Raw genomic sequence first — 24,703 nt, 5'->3', positions numbered from 1 at the left:
CCGCAAGACGGTGGATGTCGGAGCCTTTCGACGGCGTGTCCTACTGGCCCGCGGCCTACCCAACCGGTAGTCAGCAGGTATGAGACCGACCGCCGCCATCGTGGCCGTCCTGATCGTCAGTTTCGTCAGTGCCTGCGGCACCGGGGAATCCAGAACCGCCGGGACCACGGGGGCCTCGGGAACCTCCGGCGGTAGCGGCGCGCAGTCCTCGTCTACGCAGCCACCGCCGCCCGCGCCGATGACGTTCGACTGCGCCAAGCCGGCCAACAAAGCGCAGCAACTGGTGTGCGACGACCCACAATTGAGCGCGCTGGACCGCCGCGTTCAAGCCGCTTACCAGCAGGCGTTGGCGCGACCGGGCGCCGATGCGGCCACACTGACCACCGCGCAAGGCGCGTTTGCGACGGTAAGGGACGGTTGCGCGGGTTTCTCGGACCTGCGGACCTGCGTCCTGGAGGCCTACCAGACGCGTCAGGTCGAGCTGGCCCTCGAAGTTCCCAACAACGCTGCCCCGCCGGTGGTCACCTACAACTGCCCGGCCGACGCCGGAACCCTGACCGCGCAGTTCTACAACGACTTCGACCCGAAGACCGCGGTATTGGACTGGAAGGGCGTGCGGGTGATTCTGTTCCTGCAGCCGTCCGGCAGCGGCGCCCGGTACGGCCGCCAGGGCTCGGAATACTGGGAACACCAGGGCGAGGTGAGCCTGGATATGAGCGGCACCAAGTTCGTCTGCCACACCCAGCCATGACCGCGACATTCGAAGAGCTGGTGGCACAAGCCGATTCGGCATCGGTGGATGGTTGGGACTTCTCCTGGCTCGACGGTCGCGCGACCGAACAGCGCCCATCCTGGGGCTACCAGCAACTGATGAGCAACCGGTTGGCGAGCGTCGCGGCGGCGGTGGATCTGCAGACCGGCGGTGGTGAGGTCCTGGCCGGAGCGCCGAAGTTTCCGCCGACCATGGCCGCCGTGGAGTCGTGGCCGCCGAATGCGGCCTTGGCAACTCACCGGCTGCATCCTCGCGGCGTTGTGGTGGTGGCAACTCCGACCGAGTCCGAGCTGCCATTCTCAAACGAAGCATTCGACCTGGTGACCAGTCGGCACCCAAACACCGTGTGGTGGAACGAGATTGCGCGGGTACTGCGGCCCGGTGGCACTTACCTCGCCCAGCACATCGGCCCGGCCACCGCGTCCGAGCTCGTCGAATTCTTCGTCGGTCCGGCTACCGACTCGCAGCGGCAAGCGTGGGCGCGACGTCACCCCGATCACGAGCGGGCCCAGGCCGAAGCCGCGGGATTGCATATTGTGGATATGCGCCACGAGCGGTTGCGCCAGGAGTTCTTCGACATCGGTGCTGTCGTCTACTTTTTGCGCAAAGTGATCTGGACCGTGCCCGATTTCACCGTCGAACGTTACCGGGACCGGCTGCGCGAATTGCACGAGCGCATCCAAGCCGAGGGGCGGTTCGTCGCGCATGCCGCGCGGGTGCTCGTCGATGCACGCAAGCTTGGATGAGTCGTATGACCCCTAAGCGCTCGTTTGAAGATCTGGTTGCCGAAGCCATGGCGGCACCGGTCGAAGGCTGGGATTTTTCCTGGCTGGACGGCCGTGCCACCGAGGAGCGGCCGTCGTGGGGTTATCAGCGGCTGATGAGTCGGCGGTTGGCGAATGTCTCTGCAGCGCTGGACATTCATACCGGTGGCGGCGAGGTGCTGGCCGGTGTCGAGAAGTTCCCGCCCACGATGGCCGCCACCGAATCGTGGCCACCCAACGCGGCGCTGGCCAGCCGACGGTTGCATCCGCGCGGCGTGGTGGTGATCGAGACCCGCGACGAGCCTCCGCTGCCATTCGCTGACGAGGCTTTCGACCTGGTGATCAGCCGCCACCCAATTGCCGTGTGGTGGACCGAGATCGCCCGGTTGCTGCGCTCGGGCGGCACCTATTTCGCGCAGCATCCGGGACCCGCGACGGTGTCCGAGTTGATCACCCAAATCGTCGGCCCGCAGCCGCAGCTGTGGGCGCTGTATGAACCGGCCGCGCAGCGCGCTCAAGCTGAGTCCGCCGGAATGCAGATCGTGGATATGCGCATGGAACGGTTGCGAGCCGAGTTCTATGACATCGGCGCGGTGATCTACTTCCTGCGCAAGCTGATTTGGACCGTTCCGGACTTCACCGCGAAGCCCTACTACGTGCGGTTGCGTGAACTGCACGAACAGATCGAGGCCAACGGAAGCTTCGTGACCCATCCCACGAGGGTCCTTGTCGAGGCTCGCAAGCCCTAACCTTCGGCGCGTAACACCTCTAGCGCGTGCCGCAGGTCGTCAGGATAGGGGCTGACGATCTCGATCCGCCGGCCGTCGGCCGGGTGAGCGAATGCCAGCGAGCGCGCGTGTAGCCATTGACGTTCCAGGCCAAGCCTTTTCGCAAGTTTTGGGTCGGCGCCGTAGACGAGGTCGCCGCAGCACGGGTGGTGCAGCGCGGAGAAATGCACCCGGATCTGGTGCGTGCGACCGGTTTCCAGGTGCACGTCGAGCAGGCTGGCGGCGACGAACGCTTCGACGGTGTCGTAGTGGGTGATGCTGTGCCTGCCGTCCCGTTTGACCGCAAACTTCCACTCCGGGCCGGGGTGGCGGCCGATCGGCGCGTCGATCGTTCCGCTGGACGGATCCGGATGTCCTTGCACCAGTGCGTGATAACGCTTTTCGACGGTGCGTTGCTTGAAGGCGCGCTTGAGCACGGTATAGGCGCGTTCGGAGATCGCCACGACCATCACGCCGGACGTGCCGACATCCAGCCGATGCACGATGCCCTGGCGTTCGTGCACGCCCGAGGTCGTGATCCGGTAACCGGCGGCGGCCAGTCCGCCGAGCACGGTGGGTCCGGTCCAGCCGACCGACGCGTGCGCGGCAACCGCGGCCGGCTTGTCGACGGCGACGATGTCGTCGTCGGAGTACAGGATCGTCATGCCCTCGATTTCGACGGGCGTGTTCTCCGGCGGCTTTGCCGGCTCCGGCAACCGCACTTGTAGCCAGGCACCGGCGTTGAGCCGGTCGGACTTACCCGCCTTGGCCCCGTCGAGTTCGACACCGCCGTCCTCGGCGATGGCGGCCGCGGCGCTGCGGGACAAACCGAGCATCCGCGCCAGTCCGGCGTCGACGCGCATCCCCGCCAGTCCCTCGGGGACCGGCATGGAGCGGTCGGTCACTCGCTGTGGTCGGCTTGATTCCGACCGTCGTTGTCGCCGTCGGGGTTTCGCCGACCCACCGTGTCGAAGTCGAAGCCGAAGATGGACAGCACGACCAGCAGAATCGCCCCGCCCACCACGGACGGATCGGCGACGTTGAATACCGGCCACCAACCGACGGACAGGAAGTCCACGACGTGCCCGCGCAGCGGTCCCGGTGCCCGGAAGAACCGGTCGACGAGGTTGCCCATGGCGCCGCCCAGGATCATCCCCAGGCCGAGCGCCCACCACGGTGAGACCAGCCGCCGGCCCATCCAGAAGATGCCGACCACCACGCCGGTGGCGATCAGCGTCAGCACCCAGGTGTATCCGGTCGCCATCGAGAACGCGGCGCCGGAGTTGCGCACCAGTGTCCATGTCACGGTGTCCCCGATGATCGACACCGGTTGGCCAGGGGGTAGCAGCTTGACCGCCAAGATCTTGGATATGACGTCGAGCGCCAGCACAACCGCCGCGACCGAAAGCAGCAAGCGCAGCCGCCGCTTGGGCGGCTGCTTCGTCTCGGCAGCCTCGTCCGCGCAGGCGGGTGCGGCGTCACCGGTTGAGGTCAGCGGTTCAGCCGATCCTGTTGGTTCGTCGGACACCCCACCATCATCCACTAGTGGTGCCGAGCAGAGGCAGTGGACGTGCGGGATGATTTCCGGATGGGCCGCGTCACTGTCATCACCACCGGAGGGACGATCTCGACCAGCACCGGCCCCGACGGGGTACGCCGGCCCGCCCACAGCGGCGCCGAACTGACCGCGGGCCTCGACGTCGACGTGGTCGATCTGATGGCGGTCGACAGCTCCGAACTGGTCACCACGGACTGGGATCGCATCGTCGACGCGATTCACGACGCGATCCGCGCCGGCGCGGAAGGGGTTGTCCTCGCCCACGGCACCGACACGATGGAAGAAAGCGCGTTGTGGTTGGAGCTCGGGTACGACGGCGATGTCCCGATCGTGCTCACCGGCGCGATGCGCAGTGCTGACGCGCCCGACGCCGACGGCCCCGCCAACCTGCGTGACGCGCTGGCCGTAGCGGCCAGCCCGGCGGCTCGAAACCTCGGCGTGCTGGTGTGTTTCGCCGGACGGGTGTTGCAGCCCTTGGGTTTACGCAAAATAGCGACTCAGGACCTCAGCGGTTTCGGCGGTCAGCTGTTGGGCACGGTCGACGGTGGCTTGACGGAAGCCAAGGTGAGGCCGTTTGTCGGGGAGCTGCGCGCTGCCGACGCTGCGCGAGTGGACATCGTCGCGGCCTACCTGGGCAGCGACGCGGTGGCGCTGGACGCCTTTGTGGCCGCTGGCGCCCGTGCGGTGGTGCTCGAAGCGTTGGGATCCGGCAACGTCGGTGCCGCGGTGGTCGACGGCGTGCGCCGGCACTGCGGCAACGGTGTGGTGGTCGGGGTTTCCACCCGGGTCCCGAGCGGTCGCGTCAGCGCTGGCTACGGTCCGGGGCACGATTTGGTGGAAGCCGGGGCGCTGATGGTGCCACGGCTCGCCCCATCGCAGGCGCGGGTGTTGCTGATGGCCGCGCTCAGTGCGGAACTACCGGTCGCCGACGTCGTCGACCGCTGGGGCTGATTCCTGGTCGCGCAGTCGCCCCACATACTCGGGCCAGTCCAGGCTGTCGACCGGGTTCGCGGCGCTCATCTCGTCGGTATCGCTGGGAAACGTGCGGGCCGGCCCCGGACCCGAACTGCGGGTCTCGAACCGGACGGTGACCACGCCGTGGCCCGCGCCCTGCACCCAGCCGTGCCCGAAGTCACGGTGCACCACGTCGTCGCCGATGCGCCACGACGCGCCGTCCTGTCCGGTCAGCAACGCGGCACGCATCGTCTCGAAATCCTGATGAGCCGCGGGGGCCAGCTCCTCCAGGGCAGTCTCGGCGGACAGCTCCAGATCGGGAAACAGCGACTCTTGGCGGACCTCGCTGAGACCCGAAAACCCAACGCCCAGAAGACGAATCGGCCCAATCTGGACCGGGTCGAGCAGCAGCCTGCGGGCCAGCGCCGCCAGCGCGCCCGCTTCGACCGTCGCATAGGGCAATGTTGCCGAGCGGGTCAGCGTGCTCATGTCGGATTTCTTCAGCTTCACGGTGACGGTCCGCGCGCCGCGGCCGTCTTTGAGCAAGCGCCGATGCGCGTGTTCGGCGATCGGTTCGATCGCGTCGCGCAGCTGGTCCAGCGTGGTCAGGTCGGCGGCGAAGGTGGACTCGGCGCTGATCTGCTTGGCCTCGGCGCGCTCGGCGACGGGGCGGTCGTCGATGCCGCGGGCCAACCGGTGCAGTGCCGGCCCGACGGTTGCGCCCAGGATGTTGGCCACCTCAGCGTCGGTCAGGGCGGCAAATTGGCCGATCGTCTCGATGCCGAGTCGGTGTAGTTTCTCCTCGGCGACCGGCCCGATCCCCCACAGCCGCCGCACCGGCAACCCGTCGAGCAGCAGTTGCTCCTCGGCCCGGTCTACCACCCGGATCCCGTCGGGTTTGGCCAGACCGGAGGCGATCTTGGCGATCTGCTTACCCGAACCCGCTCCCACCGAGGCGACCAGACCGGTCTCCTCGCGCACCCGTCGCCGTAGGTGTTCACAAAACGCCACGACGTCCTCGGCCGATGACCCGGCGAGTTCGGCCGGCTCTCCGAATGCTTCATCGAACGACAGTTGCTCGACGACGGGAATCAGCCTGCGCACGGTGGCGAAGACGCGTCGGCTGGCCACGCCGTACACCACGCCGCGCGGCGGCAGCACCACCGCCGGCACGCCGACCAGTCGGCGGGCCTGGTGCATGGGCATCGCCGAACGAGCGCCGAACACCCGTGCTTCGTAGCTGGCCCCCGCCACCACACCGCGACCGCCCAGTCCGCCGACCAACACCGGACGCCCCCGCAGGGTAGGCCGGGTGAGTTGCTCGACGGACGCGAAGAACGCGTCCATATCCAGGTGCAGCACCCATCGGGACTCCACGATTGCTGATGCTATGGCGTGCGCGGTTTGGCACGCGGGGCGGATCTAACGGCGTGCGCCCGAATTACACGCGATATATAGCGTTATACGCATGTTTAATAGCTTTTTTTCTGTCGATCCTTTTTGGGCTGGTAGCCACGGGGTCGAGGAGATGACCAATGTCGCTTGTCATTGCGCCGGAATGGGTACAGTCTGCAGCTCAGGATTTGTCGAGCATAAGATCGGCGATCCTTGAGGCGTCGGAATCCATTGCACGATCGACTACCGCTATTGCGCCGGCCGGTGCCGACGAGATTTCAGCCGCCATTGCCGCGATGTTCGGCGGGCTCGGGCAGGAGTTTCAGTCAGTCAACGCGCAGGCGCAGGCGTTCCATGCAAAATTCGTCAGCACGCTGAATTCCAGCGTCGGCGCCTATCTCGCCACCGAGATCGCCAGTGCCGAGCAGGCCATGCCGGCTGCGTCGATTTTAGACGGGCTACCCGGCCTACCTGGCCTACCTGGCCTACCTGGCCTACCTGGGTTGCCCGGAGGCCTGTTCGGAACCGGTTCCACCGCACCAAGTCTGGCCGCGATCACCGGCCCCTACGAGAGACTCTTCGCTAACACCATCGCCAACCTGCAAAGCCTCGGCAACGGGATAGCCGCGAACCCGCTGCCATTCCTGCACCAGTTCCTGGACAACCAGGCGCACTACGGATCGATAATCTCGACCTCGCTCACCAATGCGGCCAACAGCGTCAACGCCGGCCTCGGTGCATCGCAGATCGCCGCGGATTTATCGCCGATCTTGACCATTCCCGGACAAATCGGGAACAACGCCGTCAACCTATTGCGGACTGTCACCGATTTCTCCTACTCGGTGGGGGTAAACCTCGACCCGGTCGCCGTCGGCACCGCATTCTTCGGCTTACCGACCGCGCTGCTTATTGACGCGGTGGGTTCGCCGATCACCACATTCGATGCACTCGCATCCCTCGGGGCCGCATTCACCAATGCGGTGCAAACCGGAGACGGATTCGGTGCCGCCGTCGCCATTCTCACCGCACCCGCCGTCGTCACCAACGGCTTCCTCAATGGGCAGGTGAACTTCGGCCTGACCTTGCCGCCGATTAACGTGCCTTTGGAGGGCGGCCTGTCCGTGACCGCGCCGCTGTCGCTGAGCCTGCCGGTGGGCGGAATTCTCACGCCATTGTCAACGCCGACCGCCAACATCGGCCCCGTGGCCGGCCTGCCAATCACGTCGGTTCCGCTCGGTGGCACGCCGACCGGCGGCATTCTGCCGGGTCTGCTGCTCTTCCTGCCTGCCGCACTCGCTCACGCCATCGGCGGACCCGCACCGATCATGTCGGCGCTACCGATGAACCTGCTGCCGCTGCCCATCTGAGAGCGCGGCAGACGCCGTTACCTGGCCTCAATATCGTTGCCCGACTGACCTTTTGCCCAGTCGACGTAGCGGTCGATACCAGACCAGATTCCGACCTGCGGCGCGAATCCGATGCTCTTGGCCAAGTCGATATTGGCCGGGTAGCGCGCGACTTCCCCGGGCCGGGCGGGACCTCTGACGACCCGCACGCCGAATTTGTCCGCAATGTACGCTGCGATATCCCCGACGCTCGTGTTGACACCGCTTGCGAAGTTGATCGCCTTGCCGTCCAGGTCGGGTGCGTCCAATACCAGCTGGTAGGCGCGCACGACGTCGCTGACGTGCAGGTAGTCGCGGGTGGCCGTGCCGTCACCGAAAACGGTGAGGTCCTGACCGGCCATCGCTTGACGCACCAAGATCGGGATCAGCGCGCCGAACGCACCGTTCTTCTGCCGCTCGCCGAAGATGTTGAACGGGCGCACGATGCTGATCGGCATCCCGTAGGAGCGGTAGTACGAGTAGCAGAGCCGGTCCGCGGCCGCTTTCGACGCGCCATACGGGCTGTTCGGCATCAGCTCGGCGGTTTCGTCGAGCAGTTCGTCTGCCCCGAGATCCTGGCCGTCGCCGTACACCTCACATGTCGAGGCGTAGATGACCCGCGACCCGCACTGGCGTGCGGCCTCGAGAATGTTGTAGGTACCCATGACATTGGTTTGCAGGAAGCTCTTCGGATCGTTGAGCGACTTGTCGACGTTCACGTTTGCCGCGAGATGGAAAACGACATCGTGTTCGGGCACCGTCTTGCTCGTCAGCTCTGCGTCGGTGACCGAACCGAACACCAGATCGGCGTGCTCGTCGGCCTCGAACCGGCGGGTGTTGCGCTTGGCCGCCGCCGACAGCGTATTGAGAACGGTCACTTGATATCCCATGGCGAGCAGCGCCTCGGCAAGGTGGCTGCCCTGGAACCCTGCTCCGCCTGTCACAAGTACTCTCACCGCAAGCTGCTCCCGCGCGTCGTGTCGTCTTCGCCGAATTTCGGCTCACAGCTTACTGTCTCGCCCCGCCGCGTCCGGTTAGCCGAGTACCGCAGGTATGGTGGCGATTCGGCACGGTGACCCGAGGGGGTAAGACTGCATGTGTCCGTCGGATCTCGAATCCGAAGACGACGTCCGCAACGAAATCGAAGCGTGGAGCACGCATCCCGCCCTGGCGGAGTTGGTCGAAATGTTCGGCGGCAAGGTTCCGGCGGGGGTGGGGCTCGGCGCGCGATTAGCGCTACTCGACGAGTTCAGCGCGGTGTGGGACTACCGTGGCCGCGCGCGGACCGGGACGGGGCGTGTGCACAGCCAAGACGCCGCCGGCGCGGTCCGCTGGCTGATTCCGCGCCTGGACCTGCCGGCCGTCCGGTTGGAGCGGATCGAGACGCTGGCTGGCGAACTCGGCCTGACCCGCGAATCAGCGCCCCGGGGAACCGAATTCGACTACCTGCTAATCATCGGCGGCGGCCGCTACACCAATCACCTGCGAGTTGGGTACGCGCGGGAGGTGACCGCGGGCCGTAAAGTTGGCCATATCGTGTTAGCTGCGGCGTCCCGCGAGCTGATGGACTCCGAACAGGACGCCGTGGCCAGCCGCGCGCCGTGGGCACGCACCGAGTTCGACCTACTGGTGGACGCGGCCGGTGAAGCACTCGGGCTCGACATCGGTGCGGTACAGGATCATGCCCGTCAGCGGGTTGGCCAACCACACCAAGGTCGTGAGGTCTGGAGTTTTCCGCCGGAAAGCAACTCGGTGGGCGTGCCAATCACGCTCCTCGAAACGCCGTCACCGGACCCGGACAACCGACGGGCCAACTCGGCCGACACGTATACCTTCGCCGCGCAGACCCTGCGGATGCACCGATCTCGTTGTCTATTGGTGGCCGGTCAGCCGGTACTGCCCTACCTGCACTTCGAAGCGTTACGGATTTTGGTGCTGGCCTTCGAAATCCGCCTGGAGTCGGTGGCCTTCGGTGTCGAGCGCTACAACCGGCTCGGCGAATCCGACGAGCAACATCCGGCCAAGATCTTGCAGGAAGTCCGCTCGGCCATCCGGTCGGCCCGCGCCGTGGTGGACCAGCTGACGCTTATCCGGTGATGGTGCACGGCGTTACCGCCGGATAGATTCCCGACACCGGCCGGGGCCGTCCCTGCGGCGGCCACGGTTGCAGACCAAGATTGGCCAGATACCGCAGCGGGCTGGTATGTCCGCCGTCGGCATGAACTTCGAAATGTAGGTAACCGTCCGATGATTCGGCTTCCGGCCCGACGGTGCCGATGCGCGCGCCGGCAGCGATCCGCTCGCCTACGGTGATCAGCGGCGCCCCGGTGTTGCGGAACACATAGACCAGGTCGACGTTAGCGTCTTGAACCGTAAGCGACCAAAGTCCGTCTTCGTCGAGCTCGACTGTGCGACTGACGGTTCCAGACGACACGGCGTGTATCGCGGTGCCGGGCTCGGCGGCGAAGTCGACACCCGGATGAAAGGTTTCGGCACGGGGGCCGTAGCCGGCGCCGATCGCGAGACAATCCCGGTCGATCGGCAACCGGGTCCCCGGCTCGGTGGGATAAAACTCGCCGCGGACGCGACGCAGGTAGTCGGACTCGAGCAGATCGACCTCGTCTCGGGCATAGCCGAAGAGCAGGGCCCGGTCGTAGGGGACGCCGTGGTTGAGTTGGCAATCGGGGTCGATCCTCCCGTAGTGGTCGACCTTGGCGACTCGTTCGGCGAGGGTGGACCATCCGTTGTGAACCAGCCGGACGTCATACGTCATTGCGATGCGTCCGCGTTCGGTGATGTTGGCTGGCCAGTGCGGATTGTGGATCAGCCGAGTCCCGGCGCGCAGGCCTGGACTCCAGCGCCAGAATGGCCCGCGCACTGACTCCGCCGGTCCCATCACTGGGATCATCTCCGGATACTTCGGATCGTCCCAAGCCGGGATCATCGGGCACATCAGCGCCGCTACGTCGGCCGGGGTGTCGGCCAACATCTGGCGAATTTCGACGTCGGCTTCGACGACCTGGTCGGAGTCGATCATCACGATCCAGTCCGGAAGGCAGAAATCGGCCATGCGGTAGAGCAGCTCGAGCCCCGGCGGTTCGCCGATCAGCCACGGGGTGGGCGGCAGATCCGAGCGGGCGCGAACGAGGTTCGTCACCGCGGGGTGGTGAGACAGGATCTCGGCGGTGTCATCGGTGCTGCGGTCGTCGATGACGTAGATGTCGTCACACCAGCCGGACAACGAATCGAGCACCCGGGGCAGAATGTCTGCGCCGTTGTGCACCCGGAACAACCCGAGCACCCGCATGGTCCACTCCCTTCTCCCGCTCGTCTCTGGCGCGAGCAGACGCATCACACCTTGGCGATAGACACTCGCACACCGTCGCCGATCTCCGCCGCCTCAGCGGGGTCACCGAATTCAAAAGTGGTGGCTAGTATTTCACCGGCAATAAGGTCACGATGCGTCGAGGCCCACCCGGCTCGCTCGTCCGGCACCGACATCACCACGCTGATGCGGTCGGACACATCCAGACCGGTCGACTTACGCAACTCCTGCAACTCACGGATGCGGTCCTTGGCCCAGCCCTCGGCCTCCAGTTCTGGGGTCACCGTGCCGTCCAACACCACGAGCCCCGCACCGCCGGGAAGGGCCGCGGTGAACTCCGGATCGGCGGCCACCAACCGCGAGCTGTACTCCTCGGGCTGCAGCACCGCCGGACCGGCGGTCAAGGTGCCGTCCGGGTTGACGACCCCCTCCCCCGCCTTGACGGCCTTGATGGCCGCCTGCACATCCTTGCCCAGCCGCGGTCCGGCAACCCGAGCGTTCACGGTTAGCTCGAACCGGCCGTAGGTGTCGATCGCGTCGGTCAGTTCGACCTGCTTAACATTCAACTCGTCACCAATAAGATCGGCGAAGGGCTCCAAAAGTTCCGGATTATCTACTGCCACAATCAATTTCCGCAGCGGCAAGCGGACCCGTAGCTTCTTGGCCTTGCGCAGCGACGACGCCGCCGAGCACACCTCGCGAACCTGATCCATCGCCGCGACCAGGGCGGCATCGGCGGGCAGTTCGGATGCCTGCGGCCAGTCGGTCAAGTGCACCGAGCGCCCACCGGTCAGGCCGCGCCAGATCAGCTCGGTGATCAACGGCAGCAACGGCGCGGCCAGCCGTGCGGTGACTTCGAGCACCGTATGCAGCGTGTCGATGGCGTCGACGTCCTCCACCCAGAACCGCGAACGCGACCGTCGCACATACCAGTTCGTCAACGCCTCGGTGAACTGACGCAGTTGTTCGCACGCCCCGGAGATATCACAGACCTCCAGCGCGTCGGTGAGATCGTGGCGCAGTACCGCCAGCTTGGCCAGAATGTAGCGGTCCAGCACGTGGGTCGAATCTGTACGCCAGACACCAACTTTCGGCGCATACAGGGCCAGAAAACTGTACGCGTTCCAGAACGGCAGCAACACCTGCCGCACACCGTCGCGAATGCCCTGCTCGGTGACGATCAAGTTGCCGCCGCGCAGGATCGGCGAGGCCATTAGGAACCACCGCATGGCGTCGGACCCGTCGCGGTCGAACACCTCGGTGACATCGGGGTAGTTGCGCAGCGACTTGCTCATCTTTTGGCCGTCAGACCCCAGCACGATGCCATGCGCCACACAGGTTTTGAACGACGGGCGGTCGAACAGAGCGGTGGCCAGCACGTGCAGCGTATAAAACCAGCCGCGGGTTTGCCCGATGTATTCCACGATGAAGTCACCGGGGTAATGCGCGTCGACCTGCTTGTCAGGGTCGGCGCTATGGACGCCGTCGAACCAGTCCGCATTCTCAAACGGGTAATGCACTTGCGCGTACGGCATCGAGCCCGAATCGAACCAGACGTCGAGCACATCGGGAATGCGGCGCATGGTGCTGGCGCCGGTCGGGTCGTCGGGATTGGGCCGGGTCAGCTCGTCGATGTACGGACGGTGCAGGTTGTCCGGCCGCACCCCGAAGTCGCGTTCCAACTCGTCCAGGCTGCCGTAGACGTCGATGCGCGGGTAGGCGGGATCATCGGATTTCCACACCGGAATCGGGGTGCCCCAGTAGCGGTTTCGCGAGATCGACCAGTCCCGCGCTCCCTGCAACCACTTACCGAACTGACCGTCCTTGACGTGTTCGGGATACCAGGTGATCTGCTGATTCAGCTCTACCATGCGATCCCGGAACCGGGTCACCTGGACGAACCAGGACGACACTGCCCGGTAGATCAACGGGTTTCGGCAGCGCCAGCAGTGCGGGTAGGGGTGCTCGTAGGTTTCGTGGCGCAGCAGCACCGCGCCATTGGGAGCGGCCGGACCGCTCTGATTCTTCAGATCGCGGATGATGTGCGGGTTGGCATCAAAGACGTGCTGGCCCTGGTAATCCGGCACGGTCGCGTCGAAGCGGCCTTTGGCGTCGACCGGGGTGACCGGCACGATGCCGGCCGGCTCGGTGGTCGCCATGTCGTCCTCGCCGTAGGCCGACGCCATGTGCACCAGGCCGGTGCCGTCCTCGGTGGTGACGAACTCGGCCGGCAGCACCTGAAAAGCGTTGGGCGAGTCGAGAAAGTATGCGAACGGCGGCAGATACCGGGTGCCCAACAGATCCGCGCCACGGTAGGCGCCCAACACCTCGGGCTCTTCGCCGAGCTCTCGCACATAGGCGCCCAAACGTGCTTCGGCCAGCACGAAACGCCGGTCGTCGGCTTGGACTTGCACGTAGCTCACGTTCGGATTCACCGCGACAGCAAGGTTGGACGGCAGCGTCCACGGGGTCGTCGTCCACACCAAAAGGTAAGCGCCGTCAAGCTCCCCGCCGCTGACTCTGAAACCGACGGTGAGCGCGGGGTCCTGGCGGCTCTGGTAGACGTCGTCGTCCATCCGCAATTCGTGATTGGACAACGGGGTCTCGTCGCGCCAGCAGTACGGCAACACCCGGTAGCCCTCGTAGGCCAAACCCTTGTCCCACAACTGCTTGAACGCCCAGATCACCGACTCCATGTAGGACAGATCGAGCGTCTTATAGTCGTTGTCGAAGTCGACCCAGCGAGCCTGGCGGGTAACGTACTGCTGCCATTCGTCGGTGTAGCGCAGCACCGAGGCGCGGCACGCGTCGTTGAACGCGGCAATCCCCATCGAGTCGATCTGGGACTTGTCGGTGATGCCCAGCTGGCGTTCGACCTCGAGCTCGGCAGGCAAACCGTGTGTGTCCCAACCAAATCGGCGCTCCACTTTGTCGCCGCGCATGGTGCGAAAGCGCGGCACGATGTCTTTGACGTAGCCGGTCAGCAGGTGCCCATAGTGCGGCAGGCCGTTGGCAAACGGGGGCCCGTCGTAGAACACGTATTCCTTGGCACCGTCGCGCCGAGCGATGCTGGCGCGAAAAGTGTCGTCGCGGAACCAGTAATCGAGCACCTCGAGTTCGAGCGCCGGGAAATCGGGCGCTCCACTGGCCAGCTTTGGATACGCTCCGGCGTTGTCGGTCACAGTGCGTCGTCTCCTCGTGCCCAAATTCAGGCCGGGGACGACGCCTGCGCTGGTGCGCGACGCCGCGGTACCACCCCGCTTGCCACGCTGACGCGTGACCGCTCGAAAGGCTGTGACGGGCCTACCCGTTCGGTTCTACTGGGCCGGACTGGCTGTTCTTCCGAAGGCTCCCCGGTGATTGCCGGATCGACGCCGATGTGGTGAGTCTAGTTGTGATCGCAAACCCGGCGTAGCCGGGTGCGGCGGATCACAACGATTAGGTCGAGTGTGATCGCAAACCCGGCGTAGCCGGGTGCGGCGGGTCACAACCATTGAGGTGAGCGGCTCCAAGGAGCTAACCCGCCGCAGGTCACATCCTGCGGTCGGTTAGCCCCTTGGAGCCCTAGATCGGTCGCTGTCCATTGTGGTCACGCCTGGATTTCGAGCACGCCGATGCGCCACAGCGCGGCGTACATGTGCCGCAGCGGAATGCTGAGCAGCCGGGCGGCCCCGTCGACCAACGGGTCGGAGCCAGCACCGAGCGCCTCGCCGATGCGGTGCGCGGCGGTGGGCGCCTTCTTAGGTGCCGGAACGTCGCGAACCACGTGCAGGGTGGGTGCGGCGGTGACGGTAACTACTTCGTCGTACAGTGCAGCGGTCATTATTGCCTCCTAACGGGGAAAACGTTGACAGGTGGACCTCAAAGAAATCTTGGGAAGTCCCGTCCCGTAACGGTCCCGGTCGGAGCGACTCAGTCGAAAAGGTCGCGCCGAAGACCGGTCAGGGACGAAACAGCGCCCGGATATCGACCCGGACTGCCACTGGAACTCATGCGTCCCTCACCTCCTCTCGGTCACGACAAATACGTCTTGTCAGTGTGCACACAAAGGAGAACAGAATCCGGCAATTGCCGGAAATCCGCACCCCTCTCGTCAGAGCTTCGGCACTACCCGACGTATCCGTTAACCGGAAGCCACCTGGGCTCAACCCTTAAGCCGGGAGGAGCTGTCCTGACCCGGGGCGTCTTTCGACGTTCGGGGTCAGTGGCCTGTGTTCGTGTAGCCGCCTCACCTAACGAGGTGCTTGCCTGACCGATAATGCACCACAGGTCCGGTTCGGTCAACGCGGCACCCGATAGTTTCGCCATCTTTATGCTTTCGCTACGCACGCCCACAGCTATCGCCCAGCTTTATAGCCGTTGAGCAGGGCAAACAACGCCGCAACGGCGAACGTGCGCAACGTTACATTTTCCTATGCGTTCCCTATGTCAAGCCGTCGAGTCGTCCGATCGTGTCGATGTACTCCTCGACCATCTCGAGCACCACGGCACGGGTCGGCCGCACCCGATCCAGCGAACCGACCACCTGACCGACGAAGTACGTCGCCAGCTCGCGAGCCTTCGCACCGGGATGGGCGGCCGCCTGGTTGATCCGCACCTGCGAGTCGGTGATCAGCGCCGTCTGCAACGGCATGCCCAGCGGGTTCGGTGTGTCGGCCCGCTCCCATTCGTCGGTCCAGGCCGTGCGTAGCATTCGCGCCGGCTTGCCGGTCATGGACCGCGACCGCACGGTATCCGACGAACTCGCGGCCAGAAACTTGTCTTTGACCACCGGCGCGGTCTCGGCTTCCTCAGTGGTCAGCCACACCGAGCCGCACCACACTCCCTCGGCGCCCAGGGCCAGCGCCGCGGCGATCTGGCGGCCCCGGGCGATTCCGCCCGCTGCCAGCACCGGAGTCGGAGCGACGGCGTCGACGACCTCCGGAACCAGGACCATGGTTGCGACCTCACCGGTGTGGCCGCCGGCTTCGGTGCCCTGCGCGACGATCAGGTCCACTCCGGCTGCCGCGTGCCGGCGCGCGTGTTCGGTCGTTCCGGCCAGGGCCGCGACCTGCACGTTTTGGCTGTGCGCCCGTTCGACGAGGTCGTGCGGCGGTGGTCCGAGCGCGCTGGCGATCAGCGCGATGTTGTGCGAAAACGCCACGTCCAGCAGCGGCTCGTAACCCTTGGGTGAGATGTTGAGCCCGCCGCGTACCGGCTCTTCGTCGGCGACCTGGGTGACGTCGTAGCGGGCGAGCAACTCGTCGACGAACGCGCGGTGCTCCTCGGGGAGCAAATCCTGGGCCTGGTGTGAGTTGATGCCGCCGGTATCGGCGCCAACGTACTTGGGCGGCAACAACAGATCGACACCGTAGGGCTTGCCACCGGTCTGCTCTTCGATCCAGCTCAACTCGCTTTCCAGCCGCTTTGGGCTGTGCGCCACGGCACCCAACACGCCTACCCCGCCCGCATTGGTGACCGCCGCGACCACGTCGCGGCAGTGGCTGAAGGCAAAGATCGGAAACTCGACGCCGAGCATTTCGGCAACCCTGGTTCGCATGCCGCCGACGCTACGCCCCGATGCGCGACGCAAGGTCGCCGGTCGGAACGGAAATGTCGGCGCGTTGGTCCCCGGTCGATGGTGGCTGAGCAGGGAAGATGACCGATGTGGATCAGCGACAGGTCACCGCGGTGGCTGTCATCGGCATGGCATGCCGCCTCCCGGGCGGCATCGACTCTCCGGACGAATTCTGGAAAGCGCTGCTGCGCGGCGACGACCTGGTTACCGAGGTGCCGGCCGATCGTTGGGATGCCGACGACTACTACGACCCCGAACCGGGTATGCCCGGCCGGTCGGTGTCGCGCTGGGGCGGTTTTCTCACCGATGTCGCCGGATTTGACTTAGAGTTTTTCGGGATCAGCGAGCGCGAGGCAATTGCGATCGATCCGCAGCACCGCCTCCTCATGCAGACCGCGTGGGAGGCGGTGGAGCACGCCGGCCTGGCGCCCAAGTCGCTCGCGGACTCGCTGACAGGCGTTTTCGTCGGCATGTGTCATGACGACTACACCCACGTCACCGACGCTGCCGGCGCGCTGGGCGACGCCTACGGGTTCACCGGCACCGCATTGAGCATGGCTTCGGGACGGGTGTCATATGCGCTTGGGCTGCGCGGGCCATCGATCACGGTAGACACCGCGTGCTCGTCGAGCCTGGTGGCCGTGCACATGGCGTGCCGCAGCCTGCACGAGCAGGAAAGCGAATTGGCGCTGGCCGGCGGGTGCATGGTGATGCTGGAACCGCAGCTGTTCGCGTCCGCCTCCGGGCAGGGCATGTTGTCGCCTACCGGGCGGTGCCGCTCCTTTGACGCCGACGCCGACGGGTTCGTCCGCTCCGAAGCTTGCGCGGTCCTGCTGTTGAAACGCCTGCCCGAGGCGGTGCGGGACGGCGACCGCATCCTGGCCGTGCTGCGCGGCACCGCAACCAATCAGGACGGCCGCACCGACACCATCACGGCACCCTCGCTGGACGCGCAGGTACTCGCCTACCACGCAGCGCTGACCGCAGCCGGCGTAGGGCCGGACTCCGTGGGCATGATCGAGGCGCACGGCACCGGGACCCCAATCGGTGATCCCATCGAATTCGGCAGTTTGGCAAGGGTTTACGGTGCCAACGGAAATGCCTGCGCGCTCGCGTCGGCGAAGAGCAATCTCGGCCATACCGAGGCGGCCGCCGGGGCGGTCGGCATCGTCAAGGCGATTCTGTCGCTGCAGCACGGGGTGGTGCCGCCGATGGCCCACTTCACCCGACTGCCCGATGAGCTCGCCGCCGTCGACACCGGACTCTTTGTCCCGCAACGGCTTACGCCGTGGCCGGCACGGGACACCCCGCGACGGGCGGCGGTGTCGTCCTACGGCATGTCGGGAACCAATGCACACGCCATCCTCGAACAGGCGCCGCCGACGCCGGCCGCGATCGCAACCACAACCGATCCGCTGATGTTCGCGCTGTCGGCCACTTCGGCAGCCGCATTAAGGCAGTCGGCGCGTCGGTTGGCGGACTGGGTGGACGAAACCCGGCCACCGCTTACGGATTTGGCGTACACGCTGGGGTGTCGACGCGCCCACCGGCCAGTGCGTACGGTCGTGATCGCCGACAACAACACCGAATTGGTGCAGGCCCTTTACGAATTCGCCGACGGCGATCACCCATTACAGAGCGCGGTCGGCCTCGACGACCGCGGGCCGGTATGGGTGTTCTCCGGACAGGGCTCGCAGTGGGCGGGCATGGGCGCCAAACTGTTGGCCTGCGAGCCGGCGTTCGCGGGGTTGGTGGCCGCCGCCGAACCGCTGATCGCAGCCGAAGCCGGGTTCTCGGTAACCGAAGCTATGACCGCGCCGGAGACGGTAACCGGAATCGACCGGGTGCAACCGACGCTGTTCACGATGCAGGTCGCACTGGCCGCCGCGCTGAGCGCACGTGGCGTCCGGCCGGCGGCGGTGATCGGGCATTCCCTTGGCGAGGTGTCGGCCGCCGTCGTCGCCGGTGCGCTGTCGCTGCAAGAAGGCGTGCGGGTGATCTGCCGACGCTCGCGCCTGTGCGCGCGCCTCGCGGGTGCCGGCGCGATGGCGGCGGTGGAGTTGCCCGCTCAGCAAGTGCGAGAAGAACTTTCGCGGCGCGGCGTCAAGGACGTCGTGATCGCCGTTATCGCCTCGCCCCAATCCACCGTGATCGGCGGCACCAGCGACGTGGTGCGTCAGCTCGTTGCGGCGTGGGAGGAGCGCGACGTGCTGGCCCGCGAAGTCGCCGTCGACGTGGCGTCGCACACCCCGCAGGTCAATCCGATCCTGGACGAACTGTTTGAGGTGCTGGCCGACCTCACACCGCGCCGCGCCCTGCTCTCCTACTATTCCGCGACGCTGTTCGACCCCCGCGAAAAAGCGTTGTGCGACAACCGTTATTGGGTGGACAACCTGCGCCACGCCGTGCGGTTCTCCGCGGCGGTCAAGGCCGCGCTCGAGGACGGTCACCGGGTGTTCTGCGAGTTGTCACCGCACCCGCTGCTGACCCGGGCCATCGAGCAGACCGCCGGCAGCCTGGACATGCCGGTGGCCGCGATCGCGGCGATGCGACGCGGCCAGGACGCCCGGCATGGTTTGCGCGAGTTGCTGGCCGACCTGCACAGTGCCGGCGCCGCAACGGATTTAGCCACGATCTGGCCGGACGGCCGCCTGGTGGACGCTCCGCTCCCCGTGTGGACCAACCGGCCGCTGTTGCTCGTCCGGCAACCGGCCGCCGCTGCAGCCAATCTGGTTGCAACACATCATCTCCTGGGTGTGCACATAGAGCTCATGGAGGAACCGCCGCGGCACGTCTGGCGGGGCGATGTCGGCACCGCCACGCTGCCATGGCTTGCCGATCACCGGATCAACAACGTCGCCGCGTTGCCCGGCGCCGCCTATTGCGAGATGGCGCTGGCCGCGGCCGAGGCTGTGCTGGGTGCGGGGGCTCAGGTTCGCGACATCCGCTTCGAGGAGATGCTGCTGCTCGACCACGAAACGCCGCTCGGAGCCGTCGCCACCGTGCGATCGTCCAACGAGACCGAATTCGTGGTGGAAACCCAATCCGGCGGCCACAAGGTGCGGCATGCTGTGGCCGTCCTGCATTCAAGTGACGAGCAGAAGCCGCCGACCCATGACATCGAGGCGCTCTTGGCCGCGCATCCTCGCCGCATCGACGGCGCCCGACTGCGGGGGTGGTTCGCTGACCGCGGCATCCAGTTCGGGCCAGCGTTCACCGGCCTGGCCAACGCGCGCGTTGCCGAGGGTGCAATCAGCACCGTGCTTGCCGAGATCGTCCTGCCCCGCACTGTCCGCTCGCAGCGGGTGGGTTATGGGATCCATCCCGCGTTGCTAGACGCCTGCTTTCAGTCGGTGTCCGCCCACCCGGCGGTGGACGCGGTGGGTAACGGGCGTGGCCTGCTGTTGCCGCTGAGTGTGCGCCAGTTGCGTGCTTTTGCCCGGTGCACCCCGGGTACCACCCACTACTGCTACACCACGGTGACGGCCTGCGGTACCGATGTCGAAGCCGACATCGACGTCATGGACGAAAGCGGCACCGTGCTGGTGACGGTCCGCGGCCTGGTCATGGGCACCGGGTTCTCCGAAGAAACCGACCGCAGCCGATTGCTCGCTGAGCGGCTGCTGACCATCGAATGGCACCGCGGCGACCCGCCCGAACCGGCCGACATATCCGAAAAGTGCTTGCTAATAACAACTTCCGACCCAGATCCGCTGGCAACCGCGCTGACTGAGGCGTTGCTGTCCAGCGGTGCGGACTGCTCCCGCCTGCGCTGGCCGGACGAGCACGCGAAGCTGCGCGCCATGCTCGCGACCAACGGGTTCAACCGTGTCGTCGTAGTCCCCGGAGCCGCCGACCCAGACCCAAAATGCAGTGGCTACGTGCGCGACCTGGTGCACATCGCCAGGGAATTGCCCGAGGTGCGTGACGCAGCGCCCAGACTCTACGTGCTGACCCGAAACGCCCAGGCCGTGCTCGCCGGGGATCAGGTCAACCTCGCACATGTCGGTGTGCGCGGCCTGTTGCGGGTGGTCGGCGCCGAGCACCCATACCTGCGCACCACTCACATCGACGTCGACGAGCGGACCGAACCGGCCAAAATCGCACGCCAACTGCTGACCGGATCGACCGAAGACGAGACGGCGTGGCGCAACGGCCAATGGTGGACTGCGCGCCTGTGCCCGGCCCCGCTTCGCCCCGACGAGCGGGTAAGCACGCCGTTCGACCATCGCGAGGGCGGCCTGCGGCTGCGCATCCGCACCCCCGGTGACCTGCAGACAATCGAGTGCGTCAAAGCCAGCCGCAACCCTCCCGGGCCCGGGCAGATCGAAGTCGCGGTCCATGCATCCAGCCTCAACTTCGCCGACGTGCTGGCCGCCTTCGGCCGTTATCCCTCGTTCGACGGCCGGCAGCCACAACTCGGCCTGGATTTCGCCGGGGTGGTCACCGCGATCGGGCCCGACGTCACCGAGCGCGAGATCGGCGACCGGGTCGGCGGCATTTCGCCGAACGGCTGTTGGTCCACATTCGTCACTTGTGATGCCGCGTTGGCAACCACGCTTCCGACGGACCTGAGTGACGGCGACGCCGCAGCCGTCACCACCGCGTCGGCCACCGCCTGGTATGGCCTCAACCAGCTGGCCCGGATCGAGGCGGGCGACAAGGTGCTCATCCACTCCGCCACCGGTGGGGTCGGCCAGGCGGCGATCGCGATTGCCCGCGCCTTCGGTGCCGAGATCTTCGCCACGGCCGGCAGTCCGCAACGCCGAGAATTGCTGCGCGGCATGGGGATCGAGCATGTCTACGACTCGCGCAGCACCGAGTTCGCCGAACAGATCCGCCGCGACACCGACGGCTACGGCGTTGACATCGTGCTCAATTCGCTCACCGGAGCAGCGCAGCGTGCCGGGATCGACCTGTTGGCGTTTGGCGGTCGATTCGTCGAAATCGGCAAGCGCGATATTTACGGCGATACCAGGTTGGGCCTGTTCGCGTTCCGTCGCAACCTCTCGCTGCACGCCGTCGACCTGGCGTTGATGGCGGCAACCCAGCCACGGCGAGTGCAGACGATACTGGCCGAGGTGTACCGCCTGGCCGCCGACGGGACGCTACCCAAGCCAGAACGAAGGCACTACCCAATTGCGCAGGCGGCCAACGCTATTCGGACAATGAGTGCTGCCGAACACACCGGAAAGCTCATCCTGGAACTACCTCGTGCGGCGACCGGCACCGTGGTGGTACCGCCCGAGCAGCTTCAGGTCTTCCGCCCCGACGGTTCCTATCTCATCACCGGCGGACTCGGCGGTCTCGGACTATTCCTCGCCGAACAGATGGCCGCCGCCGGTGCCGGCCGGATCGTGCTGAACTCCCGCTCGTCGCCGAGCCGAAAAGCCTTGGAGACAATCGAACTCGTCCGTGCAACCGGCGCCGACGTAGTGGTGGAATGTGGCGACATCGCGGCGCCGGGCACTGCCCAACGGCTTGTCGCCACTGCCAGTGCCACCGGGCTTCCGCTACGCGGCGTGCTGCACGCGGCCGCGGTCGTCGAGGATGCGACACTGACCAATATCACCGACGAGTTATTGGAACGGGACTGGGCGCCAAAGGTGTACGGCGCGTGGAATCTTCATCAGGCCACCGCAACGGCGCCGCTGGATTGGTTCTGTTCGTTTTCTTCTGCGGCCGCCCTGTTGGGCTCGCCGGGGCAGGGCGCGTACGCCGCTGCGAACAGTTGGCTGGACGGCTTCACCCACTGGCTTCGCGCACAAGGCCGACCCGCGATCGCTATCGCCTGGGGCGCCTGGGCCGAAATCGGCCGCGGCGCAAACCTGGCCAACGCCGGCGACACCGCGATGATCACGCCCGATGAAGGGGCTTACGCATTCGAATCCCTGCTGCGTCACACCCGGTGCTACGCCGGCTACACGCCGACGACGAGGTCACCGTGGCTCACCGCACTGTCCCAACGCGGCAAGTTCGCCGAAATGTTCGCCACCGCCGCGGCCGACGGGCGGCGGCGCCACGACGGCGATAGGCTCCGTGCCCGACTGCTGGAACTTCCCGACGACGAATGGCCCAGCCAGCTACGACGATTGGTCTCCGAGCAGGTCGGCCTGATCCTGCGGCGCAGCGTCGATCCGGATCGACCATTGTCGGAGTACGGCCTGGATTCGCTGGGAAATCTAGAGTTACGCACCCGAATTGAGACCGAGACCGGAATTCGGTTCAGCTCCACCGATATCACCACAGTGCGCGACCTGGCCGACCGACTCCGCAAGAATCTCGCTCTCGCACACGACGCTCCGGTGTCAATGTGAGGGTTCGCCACCGACACGAAATACCCTAGCTTTGCGCATTTCAGCTGGCCGTTAGGAGCGGATTTGGTGGTCATGGGCCATCTGGGGCTCGGGACAGTCAGCGACTGGGTCCCGGCTCCCGGGGTGGCCTGGCTCTGGAGCGCCGCTACCACGTCGCGCGAAAAGGCACGGCAGGCACCGACGAGCGCTGTCCCACCGAGCTATATCCAGTCTCGTCATCTGCGCGCCTTCCACGAACAGCGCCGCCGCGGCCTGGACATGTCGCGGCTGCTGGTCATCGCCTTCGATATCCCCGGCGAGTGCGACATCCGCGCGATGACCTACGTATTCAACGCGCACCTGCGCCGGCACGACACATATCGAAGTTGGTTCGAGTTCGCCGGACCAACAGCTGAACGAATAGTCCGGCACACCATCGCCGACCCGGCTGATATCGAACTGGTCGCAATTCAACAGGGTGAAATGTCGCCCACGCAGTGGCAGGAGTATCTGCTGGGAACGCCCAGCCCGCTGGACTGGGACTGCTTCAGGTTCGCGATCATCCAGCGCGACGACCACTTCACCGTCTGCATCAGCGTCGACCATCTGCACGTCGACCCGATGTTCATCGGCAGCGTGTTTTGGGAGATCCGGGCGATGTACAACGCGCTGATGGACGGCGAAGGTCCCATCGCGCTCCCCCCGGCCGGCAGCTACGCCGACTACTGCCTGCGCGAGCGGGCATACACCTCGTCCCTGACGCTCCAATCGCCGGAAATACGGCAGTGGATCGAGTTTTTCCAGAGCAATGGCGGATCGCTGCCGTCGTTTCCGCTGCCGCTCGGCGACACCTCGTTGCTGACCAACGGTGACTTGTTGTCCATGCGGCTTATGGACGCAGACCAAACGGCTCGATTCGAAGCCGCGTGCACTGCGGCCGGTGCCCGGTTCAGCGGCGGCGTGTTCGCCTGCGCCGCCCAAACCGAGTACGAACTGACCGGGTCTACGACCTACCACGCCGTGACTCCCGTCGGCACCCGCAGCATCTCGACGGAGTTCCTGACCACCGGTTGGTTCATCGGTCACGCCCCGTTCGTCGTGCCGGTCGGCCTTTCCTTCGGCGAGACCGCCCGCGACGCCCAATCCGCCTTTGACGCCAGCACCCACCTGGCCAATGTGCCGTTCGAGCGGGTTCTGGAGCTGGCGCCCTGGCTCAGCAAGCCTCCTCCGCGGGGAGGTTTTCCCATGTTGTCGTTCCTGGACGGCGGCGTACCGCCGCTGTCTGCGGTGATTTCCACGCAGCTCGGCCAGATGAATACCAGGGCTTTCAGTGACGGCCGGATCGCCGCAAGGGTCTGCATGTGGGTTAACAAGTTCCACGAAGAGACCACGGTGACCGCGTCCTTCCCGAGCAATCCGGTCGCGTATGAGTCCATTGCCCAATACCTGCACACCATGAAGTCGGTCTATCTGCGGGTGGCCGAGGGCCGCGAGCTCAACCGACAAGTCGCAGCGCCATTGACTGGTAGCGCAAGCTGCGAAGATGTGTATCTGGCTTGAGTCTGGCCGGTCAGATTCGCGTGGCAAAAATTGCTCATTCTCGCACGGGCGATTCCGAAAACACTTAAAATGAGCCACTAGGTGCCGAATTATTGCTCTTGGATTGGGCTGTGTTTGGCGGTCCCCGACGATGACACCACACGGCTAGTCGGGGCACCAGCAAACTTGGCGTCTCCCGCGTTCCTTGTTACATCGCCCGTTGTCTATCCTCGCTCGATTGCGTGCGCCAACCGCCGCGACACCGGCCGGATACGCCGATCTCACCACCGTGCCAGCGCCCGCGAACCGTGGACTGCTCTGCCGCACAACGCGAGTGATGGGGACAGGTGAACTCAGGGGCAATCCAGGCAGTTCCCGGGTCCCCGCCGGA

The 24,703-nt window shown here is 65.8% G+C and carries 16 protein-coding genes and 1 riboswitch; of the genes, 8 read left to right on the top strand and 8 right to left on the bottom strand.

What is annotated here, in order from left to right:
- The first annotated feature begins 79 nt into the window (after positions 1 to 79).
- The 3 genes from A5634_RS12075 to A5634_RS12065 are packed head-to-tail and all read left to right on the top strand — an operon-like array spanning position 80 to position 2,285.
- Positions 80 to 751, top strand: coding sequence for an MliC family protein (locus tag A5634_RS12075; protein ID WP_065144283.1), 672 nt, complete (start codon positions 80 to 82; stop codon positions 749 to 751).
- Positions 748 to 1,518 carry a class I SAM-dependent methyltransferase gene (locus tag A5634_RS12070; RefSeq protein ID WP_065144282.1) on the top strand — a complete coding sequence of 257 codons (771 nt, stop codon included), beginning with the start codon at positions 748 to 750 and terminating at the stop codon, positions 1,516 to 1,518. The genes A5634_RS12075 and A5634_RS12070 overlap by 4 nt, the downstream gene beginning before the upstream one ends.
- A gap of 5 nt (positions 1,519 to 1,523) precedes the next feature.
- On the top strand, positions 1,524 to 2,285 hold the full coding sequence (locus A5634_RS12065) for a class I SAM-dependent methyltransferase (protein WP_065144281.1): 762 nt from the start codon (positions 1,524 to 1,526) through the stop codon (positions 2,283 to 2,285).
- Here the strand turns inward: A5634_RS12065 and A5634_RS12060 are convergent.
- Positions 2,282 to 3,208: an RluA family pseudouridine synthase gene (locus A5634_RS12060; RefSeq protein ID WP_065144280.1), complete on the bottom strand. Its 927-nt coding sequence runs from the start codon at positions 3,206 to 3,208 to the stop codon at positions 2,282 to 2,284. The two genes, A5634_RS12065 and A5634_RS12060, sit on opposite strands and share 4 nt — an antisense overlap.
- Positions 3,205 to 3,831, bottom strand: a complete 627-nt coding sequence (gene lspA, locus A5634_RS12055; RefSeq protein WP_065144291.1) for a signal peptidase II — start codon at positions 3,829 to 3,831, stop codon at positions 3,205 to 3,207. The genes A5634_RS12060 and lspA overlap by 4 nt, the downstream gene beginning before the upstream one ends.
- 60 nt (positions 3,832 to 3,891) lie before the next feature.
- Between lspA and A5634_RS12050 the strand changes: the two genes are divergently transcribed.
- Positions 3,892 to 4,812: an asparaginase gene (locus A5634_RS12050; RefSeq protein ID WP_065144290.1), complete on the top strand. Its 921-nt coding sequence runs from the start codon at positions 3,892 to 3,894 to the stop codon at positions 4,810 to 4,812.
- Here A5634_RS12050 and A5634_RS12045 read toward each other — a convergent pair.
- On the bottom strand, positions 4,777 to 6,177 hold the full coding sequence (locus A5634_RS12045) for a DNA polymerase IV (protein WP_065144279.1): 1,401 nt from the start codon (positions 6,175 to 6,177) through the stop codon (positions 4,777 to 4,779). The two genes, A5634_RS12050 and A5634_RS12045, sit on opposite strands and share 36 nt — an antisense overlap.
- Positions 6,178 to 6,350: 173 nt before the next feature.
- Between A5634_RS12045 and A5634_RS12040 the strand changes: the two genes are divergently transcribed.
- Complete coding sequence (locus A5634_RS12040; RefSeq protein ID WP_065144278.1) at positions 6,351 to 7,577, top strand: PE family protein; 1,227 nt, start codon at positions 6,351 to 6,353, stop codon at positions 7,575 to 7,577.
- A 17-nt stretch (positions 7,578 to 7,594) separates the two neighbouring features.
- On the opposite strand, the gene A5634_RS12035 is transcribed toward A5634_RS12040, so the two are convergent.
- Positions 7,595 to 8,551, bottom strand: a complete 957-nt coding sequence (locus tag A5634_RS12035) for a dTDP-glucose 4,6-dehydratase (protein WP_065144277.1) — start codon at positions 8,549 to 8,551, stop codon at positions 7,595 to 7,597.
- Between the two features lie 139 nt (positions 8,552 to 8,690).
- Between A5634_RS12035 and A5634_RS12030 the strand changes: the two genes are divergently transcribed.
- Positions 8,691 to 9,692 (top strand): hypothetical protein, encoded by a 1,002-nt coding sequence (locus tag A5634_RS12030; protein WP_065144276.1) that lies wholly within the window; start codon positions 8,691 to 8,693, stop codon positions 9,690 to 9,692.
- Here the strand turns inward: A5634_RS12030 and A5634_RS12025 are convergent.
- From A5634_RS12025 to A5634_RS12010, 4 genes are all read right to left on the bottom strand, one after another.
- Positions 9,682 to 10,902, bottom strand: coding sequence for a peptidoglycan DD-metalloendopeptidase family protein (locus A5634_RS12025; protein WP_065144275.1), 1,221 nt, complete (start codon positions 10,900 to 10,902; stop codon positions 9,682 to 9,684). The genes A5634_RS12030 and A5634_RS12025 overlap by 11 nt on opposite strands.
- A 44-nt stretch (positions 10,903 to 10,946) precedes the next feature.
- On the bottom strand, positions 10,947 to 14,102 hold the full coding sequence (ileS, locus tag A5634_RS12020) for an isoleucine--tRNA ligase (protein WP_065144274.1): 3,156 nt from the start codon (positions 14,100 to 14,102) through the stop codon (positions 10,947 to 10,949).
- A 407-nt stretch (positions 14,103 to 14,509) separates the two neighbouring features.
- On the bottom strand, positions 14,510 to 14,743 hold the full coding sequence (locus A5634_RS12015; RefSeq protein WP_065144273.1) for an Rv1535 family protein: 234 nt from the start codon (positions 14,741 to 14,743) through the stop codon (positions 14,510 to 14,512).
- A gap of 255 nt (positions 14,744 to 14,998) precedes the next feature.
- A riboswitch (M-box (ykoK) riboswitch) is annotated at positions 14,999 to 15,167 on the bottom strand.
- Between the two features lie 176 nt (positions 15,168 to 15,343).
- Complete coding sequence (locus tag A5634_RS12010) at positions 15,344 to 16,459, bottom strand: NAD(P)H-dependent flavin oxidoreductase (protein ID WP_065144272.1); 1,116 nt, start codon at positions 16,457 to 16,459, stop codon at positions 15,344 to 15,346.
- A 98-nt stretch (positions 16,460 to 16,557) separates the two neighbouring features.
- On the opposite strand from A5634_RS12010, the gene pks2 reads away from it, so the two are divergent.
- Together pks2 and A5634_RS12000 are read left to right on the top strand one after the other, a co-directional pair.
- Positions 16,558 to 22,794, top strand: coding sequence for a sulfolipid-1 biosynthesis phthioceranic/hydroxyphthioceranic acid synthase (gene pks2 / locus A5634_RS12005; RefSeq protein WP_081290382.1), 6,237 nt, complete (start codon positions 16,558 to 16,560; stop codon positions 22,792 to 22,794).
- Positions 22,795 to 22,866: 72 nt separating this feature from the next.
- Positions 22,867 to 24,333: a condensation domain-containing protein gene (locus tag A5634_RS12000; protein ID WP_081290381.1), complete on the top strand. Its 1,467-nt coding sequence runs from the start codon at positions 22,867 to 22,869 to the stop codon at positions 24,331 to 24,333.
- The last annotated feature ends 370 nt before the right edge of the window (positions 24,334 to 24,703 follow it).

The organism is Mycobacterium asiaticum (genome assembly GCF_001673365.1).
In the GTDB taxonomy this organism is placed as follows: Bacteria; Actinomycetota; Actinomycetes; order Mycobacteriales; family Mycobacteriaceae; genus Mycobacterium; species Mycobacterium asiaticum_A.
The sequence above is the reverse complement of the archived record's forward strand: the minus strand, read 5'-3'. Positions and strand labels throughout refer to the sequence as shown.